Source organism: Synechococcus sp. R55.7, from assembly GCF_047461955.1.
Classification (GTDB): Bacteria; Cyanobacteriota; Cyanobacteriia; order Thermostichales; family Thermostichaceae; genus Thermostichus.
Map to the genome: position 1 here is coordinate 1 of NZ_JANSIC010000121.1, position 8386 is coordinate 8386.

Sequence of the window (8386 nt, forward strand, 5' to 3'; positions counted from 1 at the left end):
GGGCTTCCCAGCGGTGTAGCTAACGGGGTGCAGGGGCAATCAGTCCCGCGCCCTGCCCACAGGACGAGCGCCGGGAGGATGTTATAGTAGCTACAGAGGGGTCGGCTAGCTGCGCAAGGTCACCGGAAATTGTGTTGCCAACTGCGCCCTCACCTGGTTTTGCAGAGCTTCTACCTCCGCATCCGTGAGGGTGCGATCGGGAGCGCGGTACACTAGGCGGAAGGCAAGGCTGCGCTGCCCTGCAGGTACTCCTTGGCCCCGGTACTCGTCGAAAAGCTGCACCGATTGGAGAAGTGCTCCGCCCGCTTGACGGATAACCTTCTCGATCTCGCCAACGGAGAGGTCAAGCGGCGCAAAGAAGGCGATATCCCGATCGGCAGCAGGAAAGGGCGAAAAGGGGACAAATTGCACAATGCCCCGTCTCTCCAGGCTTTCCAGCAAGGGATCCAACTGCAGCTCAAACCCATAGACCTGATCTGGCAGCCCCTTTTCCTGACAGAGGCGGGGGTGCAGTTGCCCGAACAAACCGATGCGGGATCCCTCAATCCACAAACTGGCCTGGCGACCGGGGTGAAGCAGGGACGATTGCTCTTCAGGGGGATCCAGACGAAACTCCGGGCCAAATCCCAGCCGCTCCAGAGCGGAGACCAGCAGCCCCTTGGCCTCGAACCAGTCCATGGGTCGGTTGCGGTGCTGCCAATCGTGGGGATTGGGATCCCCGCCCAAGATACCGCCGATATGCTCAGCTTCCCGGTAAGGGTGGGGGTTGGGGGGAAGGGCATGGGCAAAAACACGACCGATTTCAAAGGCTTGGAGCGGGCCGTTGCCTTGATCCCAGTTGAAGCGGAAGGCCTCCACCAGGCCGGGAAGTAGCGCATTGCGCACGGCTGAATATTCAGGCGAAAGTGGATTGGCAATCCTCACCAAAGATCCATCCTCCTCCGCTGGGCAGAGGGAGATGTGATATACCTCTGTCAGGCCAATGCCGCGCAGCACTTCTCGGATCTGGCGGGTGAACGTTTCCCGCGCCGAAAGGGATCCCACCTGCGGCTCGGTGGGTAGGGTTTCTGAGAAGCGGTCATAGCCGTAGAGACGGGCAAACTCCTCGATGAGGTCGATCTCCCGCTCAATGTCCCGCAGGCGATAGGGGGGAACGACGACCTGCCAAACGCAGCTGGCCACGGTTGCCGTCTCGGTAGCGGGGGAGAGGGCACTCTGGGAATTGGCCCCTTCGCAACGGGAGAGCTGAAAGCCCAAGGCAGATAGGATCTCCTCCACATCCGCCGCCTGCACCTCGTCCCCCAACACATCGATCAGCCGCGACAGCCGCAATTTCAGGGTGCGTTCCAGGGGGGGCCGCTGGTCAAAGGTGGTGAGGCCGGCCACTGCTCCCCCTGCCAGTTCCAGGATCAACTGCACCGCCCGATCCCGGGCCTGATCGAGGGTGGCAAAGTTAACCCCTCGCTCATAGCGGGTGGAAGCCTCGGTGCGCAGACCTTGAGACCGGGCCGAGCGCCGCGTCACCGCTGGATCGAATAGGGCTGCTTCCAAGAAAATGCGAGTGGTGGTCGAGCCGACCTCGGTTTCTTCCCCTCCCATGACCCCGGCCAGAGCTACCGGTTGGCTGCCGGCCACAATGAGATGACTGTCGGCTTGCAAGGTGCGGGTTTGGCCGTCCAAGGTCTTTAAGGTTTCTCCCGGCTGGGCCAAGCGCACCTCGATGGTGGGTTTTTTCTTGCCCATGACCTGGAGCAGGCGATCCCAGTCGAAGGCGTGCAAAGGCTGGCCCCATTCCAGCAGGATCAGATTGGTAATATCCACTACATTGTTGATGGATCGCATGCCGGCAGCGGCCAGTCGGTGTTTTAGCCAGTCGGGGGAAGGGCCGACTTTCACCCCTTCGATCAACACGCCACTGTAGGCGGGGCAGGCTTTGGCGTCGGCAATGCGCAACTGAAAGTTGGGGATGGGCTTGGCCTGAAGAGGCTTGACGGGGGGCAGGCGCAGCGGGTTGCGGGTGAGGGCAGCCACTTCGCGGGCGATCCCCACCATGCTCAGGGCATCGGCCCGGTTGGCGGTGGAAGTGAGATCCAGCACCACATCGTCCAAGCCCAAAAGAGGACGCACATCAGAGCCAAGCGGATGAACCTCCAGATCCAAGTCGGGCGGGAATTCGTGGATCCCTTCGGAAGATTTCTCCAGCCCCAGCTCTGCCAGAGAGCAGATCATGCCCTCCGAGATCACCCCCCGCTTGTCGGCTTTGGCAATGGTGAGGGAGAGGGCGGGCAAATGGGTGCCGGGCGTGGCCACTGCTACCAGGATCCCAGCGCGGGCGTTGGCAGCTCCACAGACAATGGTGGCAGGCCGATTGGATCCCAAGTCCACCTGGCAAACCTGCAGCTTGTCGGCGTTGGGGTGAGGCTCGGCAGCCAGGATCCTGCCCAAAACCACCCCATCTGCCCAGGTGCGGCGGTCTTCGATCTCTTCCACTTCAAACCCCGCCAGGGTGAGGGCCTCTCCCAGTTCTTCGGGTGAAAGTTGGAAATCCACCAGTTCTCGCAGCCACTTCAAGGAGATGCGCATCGCTGAGCCATCGGTGCAAACGCCGCACCCATTATCGCTCACCTGGCCCTCTTCTCCAGCCGGGATCCCGGCCCAAGATCGTGGGATGGCATAGACCCGGTTCTGGCCGGAACCGGTGGGACAGGGTGGGATGCTAAAACAGTGAAGGCGAGGGCTGAGGTCAGATCCAGCGCCTAGCAAGGTGAGGAAGGATGAAGAAAGACTGGGCAAAACGGTTGCGCAACGGGTTGATTGCCGCAGTAGCTGTGCTCTTGGCAGCAGGACTGTTTTTGGCTAACCAAGGGCGTCAGGCGGGCAGCAACCTAGAGGCTCTAGCCCAAGAAGCCATACCTTGGGAGCAAGCTCAGGCCAATGGCAAGCCTTCTTTGGTGGAGTTCTACGCCGATTGGTGCACCACCTGCCGAGCGATGGCGCCCCTCCTGGCCAATCTCAAAAAGGAATTTGCCGATCAAGTCAACTTTGTCATGCTCAATGTGGATAATCCCAAGTGGCTGCCGGAGCTGAGCCGCTACCGGGTGAACGGCATCCCTCATTTTCTGTTTTTGGATCGGCAGGGAGAAGTGCTGGGATCGGCGATTGGCGAACAGCCGCCGTCGATTCTGCGAGCCAATGTGTTGGCTCTGGCAACTGGACAGCCCCTGCAGTTGACCAATGCCGGGCCAGTGTCTGCGCTGGAGCGGAGCGGGCCTATCCTCCCCAATCAGCCGGATCCCCGCAGTCATGGTTAGGAGTTTGGTCCAGGGTTTTGTTGTCTTGGACACAGGCGGAAAGGTCTGGCCTCGGTTTGATATTGGATAACTTCTATCCATTCTCGTAGCTCACAAGAACAGGCCATGGCTGTCGAGACAACACCGATTTTGCCGGATCCGCAACGGTTGATCCCGAGCGAGCGCCTCAGACAACTGAATGTCCGCTCCAATTCAGCCGGGCTCCGGCAGCTTTTGGGACATTTGGCGGTGATGGCGGTGAGTGGCAGCCTGTGGGTGACCCAGAAAGGTGTCAATGGCTGGATTGCCCTGCCGGCGCTGGTGGTTTACGGGGCCAGTTTGGCGACGATGTTTGCTGCTTTGCACGAATGTGTACACCGCACCGCTTTTGCCAGCCCAAAACTGAATGACGGGGTAGCCTGGGTGGCGGGCTTGCTCTCATTTTACAACAGCACTTTTTATCGCCGATACCACAAATGGCACCACCGCTATACCCAGATTCCGGGCAAGGATCCGGAGCTGGAGGATCCCAAACCCCAGAGCTGGCCGGAGTATTTGCTCGAGCTGAGCGGCTTGACTTGGTGGATCGGCAAGGTGAAGACCTACATCCGCATAGCCAGCGGCCAGTTGCAAGGCTATCCCTACATTCCTGAATCGGCCCGCCAAGAGGTCATTCGTTCGGTGCGGTTGCAGCTAGGGGTCTACGGCCTTGGGAGCTTGCTCTCCCTTCTGCTGGGGGATCCCTGGATAGTGTGGCTGTGGCTGTTGCCTTTGGCGGTAGGGCAGCCGATCTTGCGCTTCATTTTGCTGGCAGAGCACACAGGCTGTAGCCAAACCGAGGATCCCTTCTCCAATACCCGTACCACCCTTACCCTTTGGCCAATCCGCTTTTTGATGTGGAATATGCCTTACCATGCTGAGCATCACCTTTACCCCTCCATTCCATTTCATGCTTTGGCCGATGCCCATCAATACCTCAAGCCCCATCTGGCTCATCTAGGGCAGGGGTATGTGCGGGTTCATCGTCAGGTGATTGAACAATTTCAGGCATGACTCACTACACCTGGAGCCTGAACGATTTTCAGCTACAGTGCGGGATCCAACTGCCCCAAATCACGCTCGCCTACGCCACCTACGGGACTCTTTCCCCCCGAAAAGACAACCTGATCCTCTACCCCACCTCCTATGGGGCTCAGCATCCCGACCTGGAGTGGCTGATTCGTCCCGACGGCATCCTCAACCCGCAGCGGTGGTTTATCCTCATTCCCAATATGCTGGGCAATGGCCTTTCCACTTCCCCCAGCAACGATCCAGCCTGTGGCTTGCGGGAAGATGGCTTCTGGTTTAGCCACTGGGACAATGTGCGCCTGCAGGAGAGCCTGATTCGCCAACACTTTGGGATCGAACGCATCCGCCTGATCTACGGCTGGTCGATGGGGGCTCAGCAAGCCTATCACTGGGGATCCCTGTTCCCTGAGCGGGTGGAACGGATCGTAGCCCTCTGTGGCACCGCCAAGACCACAGTTCACAATCGGGTTTTTCTGGAGAGTTTGCGCTCAGCCCTAACTGCCGATCCCGCCTGGAACGGTCGTCGATTTACGGGTGTCCCAGAGCGGGGTCTGCGAGCTTTTGCCCACATCTACGCCAGTTGGGCTGTTTCCCAACCTTTTTTCAACCAAAAATGCTATGAATCCTTGGGGTATGCCTCTCTCGAAGATTATCTAGAGCGAGGCTGGGAGGCCAATTACCGCCGCCGGGATCCGCAGAATTTGCTATCGATGATCGAAACTTGGATCCGCTGCGATATCAGCGACAACCCCATTCACCGGGGAGATTATCGGGCTGCTTTGAGGGCAATTCAGGCCCAAACATTGGTGATGCCCGCCCAGACGGATTTGTATTTCACCCCAGAAGATTGTCGGGCTGAGGCAGAATGGATCCCGAACGCGGTTTACAAGATCATCCCCTCCATTTGGGGGCACCGGGCCGGTAATCCTCATCAAAACCCCGAGGATGAAGCTTTTATTCGCACAGCCGTGCAGGAGTTCCTGGAGAGCTGAGGGCACCTACACAGATCCTACACAGATTGCAGGCGCAGGTGTTGCACCAGAGCCTGTAGTCCCAACAGGTAGCTTTGCGCCCCGAAGCCGCTGATTTGCCCAATCGCTACGGCGGCGATGTAAGAGTGCTGGCGGAAGGGCTCGCGGCGATGGATGTTGCTTAGGTGGACTTCCACAGTGGGCAATCCTACGGCTGCAATGGCATCTCGGAGAGCAATGCTGGTGTGGGTATAGGCCCCAGGGTTGATCAGAATGCCGACATGCTGCTGGCGGGCACGGTGAATGGCATCGATGAGCACCCCCTCATGGTTGGACTGGAGAATCTCCAGCTTCGCCCCTAGCATTTCTGCCTGCCGATGCAGAGCCTGATCGATCTGCTCTAGGGATACTGAGCCGTAGATGCCCACCTCTCGCACCCCCAGCAGGTTGAGGTTGGGGCCATGCAGTACCAAGAGGCTGAGAGGCTCGCCGCCGGGGGCAATGGCAGTCGGATTAACGACGACGATGGGATCCATCTTCTACCGGAATGGGAGCAGGTTGAGGCTGGGGGTTCCCCAGCAGGGTGTCGATCACACGTTCCACCCATTCCCGGATCTTTTCCAGCACCTTTTCTACCCAATCCATCCGATCTGCCTCGCGAGGTTTTACGAAGGGAGTTTATTCGACGGACTTCTATGATAGCGCTTCTTTCCGAGGGGTGTAGAGCTGACTGGCTGGCCGGCCTTTTTCCCCAGCAGGGATCCCTTGTTTTGCCTACCCTTTTACAAGAATCTGAAGAAAATCCAAAACCCCTCAGCCAGACCAGTTCTTCAGCATCTGGCTAATGGTTCTGCAGATGATCCGCAGGGTCATGGAGCGCAGCAGGATCCCCATCTGAAGGTCTGTCCCCGGCAATTCAAATCGCTCCGCCTGGCCCGCCACCGTCAAAGTTAGGGTGGATCCCCGCTGCAGGAAGAGGGCGCCGCCGGGGTTGAGATCCCGTTTCAGGGTTTGCAGCTCTTGATCGGAGGGATCCCGCAGCACCACCAGATCGCTGCCTTCGTAGGCCAAGCCCTCCCGCTCCAGGGTCTCTTCGTCGGCTTCCGCCAAAAGCAGATCCAGTTGGGGATGGCGCAGCAGGGTTTTCACCTGGCGAAAGAGGCTGCCCTGCAGGGGTCTAGAGCTGTGGTTTAGCAGCACGCCCTCCCGACAGACGGATCCCACACATGCGTTGGGGCGGTGGGACAAAATATGCTCCACCAAGGTGTGCGCCTCCGCCAAGGTGAGGCGGTTAAAGGTCAAAATCGGGATGCGGGCCGTCTTGGGAAACAGATGGTCGAGGATTGCCCCCGGCACATCCACTCCCGCGCCAATGGCAGGTTTTTGGTGCATGAGCACACCTGGCGCAGCATTGATCTCGATGATCCCCAGGGATCCCTCCTTCCAGGAGCGCTCCAGGCTGGGGGCAATGACATCGATGCCCAAGCACACCAGCGAGAACTGCTGGGCAATGGTTTGGGCCAAAACCACGTTGTCGGGATGGACGGTGGCCGTGACATCGCGGCTCACTCCTCCCGCCGAGAGATTGGATACCTTGCGCAGATAGACCGTCCGCCCCGGTTCCAGCACACTGTCCACTGTCAAGCCTTGCTCTGCCAGAAAGCGCTCCATTGCCTCATCCCATTGGATCGGCCCCAGGGGAGAAGTAGGGGTATCCCAACGGACGGGATCCCGGTTGGCCTGCTCGATGAGCTGCCCGATGGTGCTTTGGCCATCTCCCGTCACTGAGGCGGGGCGTCGTTCCGTGGCCGCCACAAAGCGGCCTCCCACACACAACAGGCGAAAATCGGTGCCCTGCAGATGCTTTTCCAGGATCAGCCGGATGGGCTCCTCAGGGGGAAGGGCTGCCACGGCTACCTCGTAGGCAAAGGCCAGTTCTTCTGGGGTTTGAATGCCTGCTGTTACCCCTATCCCCTTGTGGCCGGCCACCGGCTTGAGCACCACCGGATAGCCGATTTCTTGCGCTTGCTGCAAAGCTTCTGCCAAAGAGGCGACCACCTCTCCCTGGGGCACGGGGAACCCTTGCGCCGCCAGAAAGGCTTTGCAATCGTCTTTGCGGGTGGTGAAGTCAGAGTCGAGATGGCTGTCGCAGTGAAAGGTGGTGGCCACCCCTCGCACCTGGTTGCGACCATAGCCATACTGCATCACCCCTTCATCCCATAGGTAGTAGGTAGGGATCCCGCGTTCGTGAGCAGCCCGCAAGAGGGCATAGACCGTCGGCCCGCCGTACACCGAGTCGCGAAACAATTGCTGCAGGCGGCGCATCTCCCCTTCAACGTCGAAGGGCTCCCCTTGGGCGATGGCTTCCAGCCAATCCCAAGCAAAATAAACCGCGGCACGAGTGGTACGGCCATGCAAGGTCTGCACCGCGATGCGCACATACTCTGGAAACAGGTGACAGCTCCACTTCTGCAAGTGGAGATCCATCTGCAACCGGTTCACCTCCGTCACCAGCCGGGCAAACAAGTGGGCGTAGGAAGGATAAGATCCCTCCTGCAACTGGGGGAAATGGAAGCAGACCTTGGACAGGTAGACATCAATGGGCAGCGGCTGTGGGCACTGGGTAAGGGCAAAGTCGAAGGTGAAAGCGGCTGTATTGAGATAGGGGTTAGGGCCGAGATAATGCTTCAGGTTGAAAATGTCGAAAACATCCGACTCGCGCGCGTTGATGCGGGGCACGCCCGCCGCCTCCTGCAAAACCATAGCCGGCCTCAAGAGAAGGGAAACAACGACCTCAGCGCGGGGAAAACCCAGCTCTCCCGGCTGGGGCCGCTTCCATTATTCCCGATCCGGCCCCCATCCCCGGCGGCTTGCCCTCGCAGCACAAGGGATCCCAGCTAGCCTTTTGCTGGTCAATTAACAGTTGCCTGACAGGCAACTTGGTAACTTGGAAAACCCTTCCCACCCTCTGATCGGGTTGGGGTTATTTCGAGTTGCAGTGCAACTGTTTGCCAATTCTGGGATCCCCTCTCCTCATAATGGGCAAGGGGCTGGGAG

At 59.2% G+C, this 8386-nt stretch carries 7 protein-coding genes; 3 read left to right on the forward strand and 4 right to left on the reverse strand.

Annotation, left to right across the window (positions count from 1 at the left end; all coding sequences use genetic code 11):
* Window positions 1-105: 105 nt before the first annotated feature.
* The gene (gene pheT, locus NW820_RS07820; RefSeq protein ID WP_414407163.1) at window positions 106-2583 is read right to left on the reverse strand and encodes a phenylalanine--tRNA ligase subunit beta; all 2478 of its coding nucleotides are present in this window, start codon (window positions 2581-2583) and stop codon (window positions 106-108) included.
* Between the two features lie 191 nt (window positions 2584-2774).
* On the opposite strand from pheT, the gene NW820_RS07825 reads away from it, so the two are divergent.
* The 3 genes from NW820_RS07825 to NW820_RS07835 all read left to right on the forward strand — a co-directional run bounded on the left by NW820_RS07825 (window position 2775) and on the right by NW820_RS07835 (window position 5350).
* Window positions 2775-3311 (forward strand): thioredoxin domain-containing protein, encoded by a 537-nt coding sequence (locus NW820_RS07825; protein ID WP_414407161.1) that lies wholly within the window; start codon window positions 2775-2777, stop codon window positions 3309-3311.
* Window positions 3312-3416: 105 nt separating this feature from the next.
* Entirely contained in the window at window positions 3417-4343 is a 927-nt protein-coding gene (locus NW820_RS07830) for a fatty acid desaturase family protein (RefSeq protein WP_414399867.1), read from the forward strand.
* Entirely contained in the window at window positions 4340-5350 is a 1011-nt protein-coding gene (locus NW820_RS07835) for an alpha/beta fold hydrolase (protein WP_011434449.1), read from the forward strand. Before NW820_RS07830 ends, NW820_RS07835 begins: the two co-directional genes overlap by 4 nt.
* A gap of 17 nt (window positions 5351-5367) precedes the next feature.
* On the opposite strand, the gene aroQ is transcribed toward NW820_RS07835, so the two are convergent.
* The 3 genes from aroQ to NW820_RS07850 form a co-directional block, all read right to left on the reverse strand.
* The gene (gene aroQ, locus NW820_RS07840) at window positions 5368-5865 is read right to left on the reverse strand and encodes a type II 3-dehydroquinate dehydratase (RefSeq protein ID WP_414344089.1); all 498 of its coding nucleotides are present in this window, start codon (window positions 5863-5865) and stop codon (window positions 5368-5370) included.
* Window positions 5843-5974, reverse strand: a complete 132-nt coding sequence (locus NW820_RS07845; protein WP_011434447.1) for a hypothetical protein — start codon at window positions 5972-5974, stop codon at window positions 5843-5845. The genes aroQ and NW820_RS07845 overlap by 23 nt, the downstream gene beginning before the upstream one ends.
* Before the next feature lie 168 nt (window positions 5975-6142).
* Window positions 6143-8092 carry an acetate--CoA ligase family protein gene (locus tag NW820_RS07850; RefSeq protein WP_414407162.1) on the reverse strand — a complete coding sequence of 650 codons (1950 nt, stop codon included), beginning with the start codon at window positions 8090-8092 and terminating at the stop codon, window positions 6143-6145.
* Between the last annotated feature and the right edge of the window lie 294 nt (window positions 8093-8386).

Bases quoted from the DNA above. Each gene is read 5' to 3' on its own strand.
- pheT (WP_414407163.1), bottom strand. From the start codon at position 2,583: ATGCGCATCTCCTTGAAGTGGCTGCGAGAACTGGTGGATTTCCAACTT.
- NW820_RS07825 (WP_414407161.1), top strand. From the start codon at position 2,775: ATGAAGAAAGACTGGGCAAAACGGTTGCGCAACGGGTTGATTGCCGCA.
- NW820_RS07830 (WP_414399867.1), top strand. From the start codon at position 3,417: ATGGCTGTCGAGACAACACCGATTTTGCCGGATCCGCAACGGTTGATC.
- NW820_RS07835 (WP_011434449.1), top strand. From the start codon at position 4,340: ATGACTCACTACACCTGGAGCCTGAACGATTTTCAGCTACAGTGCGGG.
- aroQ (WP_414344089.1), bottom strand. From the start codon at position 5,865: ATGGATCCCATCGTCGTCGTTAATCCGACTGCCATTGCCCCCGGCGGC.
- NW820_RS07845 (WP_011434447.1), bottom strand. From the start codon at position 5,974: ATGGATTGGGTAGAAAAGGTGCTGGAAAAGATCCGGGAATGGGTGGAA.
- NW820_RS07850 (WP_414407162.1), bottom strand. From the start codon at position 8,092: ATGGTTTTGCAGGAGGCGGCGGGCGTGCCCCGCATCAACGCGCGCGAG.